This is a genomic window from Streptomyces maremycinicus, from assembly GCF_001184025.1.
Taxonomy (GTDB): domain Bacteria; phylum Actinomycetota; class Actinomycetes; order Streptomycetales; family Streptomycetaceae; genus Streptomyces; species Streptomyces maremycinicus.
Window position 1 is genome coordinate 1 of the sequence record NZ_BBYG01000002.1, and the last position, 1,183, is coordinate 1,183.

A 1,183-nucleotide genomic window follows, 5' to 3' on the forward strand; every position below is an offset into this window, starting at 1 on the left:
GGGCCGGTGGTAGTTGCCGGTGCGGCGGCCGGAATCGCGGGGCACCGGTGCCAGGCCGGCGTGCGAGGCCAGGCGGCCGGCGTCCTTGTAGCCGGACAGGTCGCCGACGATGGCGACGAACTCGGCGCCCAGGATCGGGCCCATGCCGGGCATGGACTCGATGATCTCGGCGCGGTCGTCGGTCCGGAAGGTTTCGCGGATCTCCCGGTCGTTGTCCTTGATCCGCTCGTCCAGGGCCAGGAGTTGGTGGGCCAGGTCGCGCACCAGCTTGGCCGCCCGGGCCTCCCCGGGCAGGGCAGTGGTCTGGGACTGGGCGGCCTCGACGGCCTTGGCCGCGACGGCGTCGGCGCCGCGGACCTTCCGGCGTTCCAGCCAGGTGGTCAGCCGCTTGACGCCGATCCGGCGCAGAGCGGCTGGGGTCTGGTACTCGGTCAGCACGACCACCGGGCCCTTGGCCGCGGAGTAGTCGAAGGCCCGCTCCAGCGCGGGGCAGATGCCGACCAGCAGGTCGCGGAGTCGGTTGATGAGCCGGACCCGGTCCGCGATCAGGTCGCGCCGGTAACCGGTCAGCAGCTGGAGCGTGGAGACCAGTTCCGGCGGAGTCTCGATCGGGGTGAAGTCCCGGCGCATGCGAGCCTGGTCGGCGATGACCAGGGCGTCCTTGGCGTCGGTCTTTCCCTCGCCCCGGTAGGCGCCGGTCATCCGGTTGACGGTGCGGCCGGGCACGTAGACGACCTGCTGACCGTGCGCGATCAGCAGGGCCAGCAGCAGGGCGGAGGCCCGGCCGGAGATGTCCACCGCCCACCGCACCTCATCAGCCTTCTCCCGGGCCGTGTCGATCAGCGTCAGGATCTGGGCTTCGTCGTTGATCACCTTCGTCGAGAACAGCGTCTCGCCGTCGGCATCGACCGCGACCGCCCAGTGGTGCCCCTTGCCGGCGTCTATGCCGACCCATATCCGCGTGTGAGACGCGCTCAAGCCCGTCCGCTCCGTTCCCTCGCGACCAGTGCCTTCACGGCCCGGGGAACACTCCGCCAACAGGTCCTTAACCAGCGATGCTTCGCAGCTCTCAATCAGCAGTCGGAGCGTCCCGGAGGACCGGGCGGCCATTCTCCTGAAGCCATCGCGGGCAACCACGCATCAGCCACACCCGGTCCTCCCGGACCGCCCAACATTCTTAAGG

General features: G+C 70.2%; 1 protein-coding gene. It reads right to left on the reverse strand.

The window, feature by feature from the left end; genetic code table 11:
• A partial coding sequence (locus tag AOQ37_RS00010) for an IS110 family RNA-guided transposase (RefSeq protein ID WP_062639865.1) occupies positions 1 to 978 on the reverse strand: 978 nt, incomplete at its 3' end.
• Positions 979 to 1,183 lie beyond the last annotated feature (205 nt).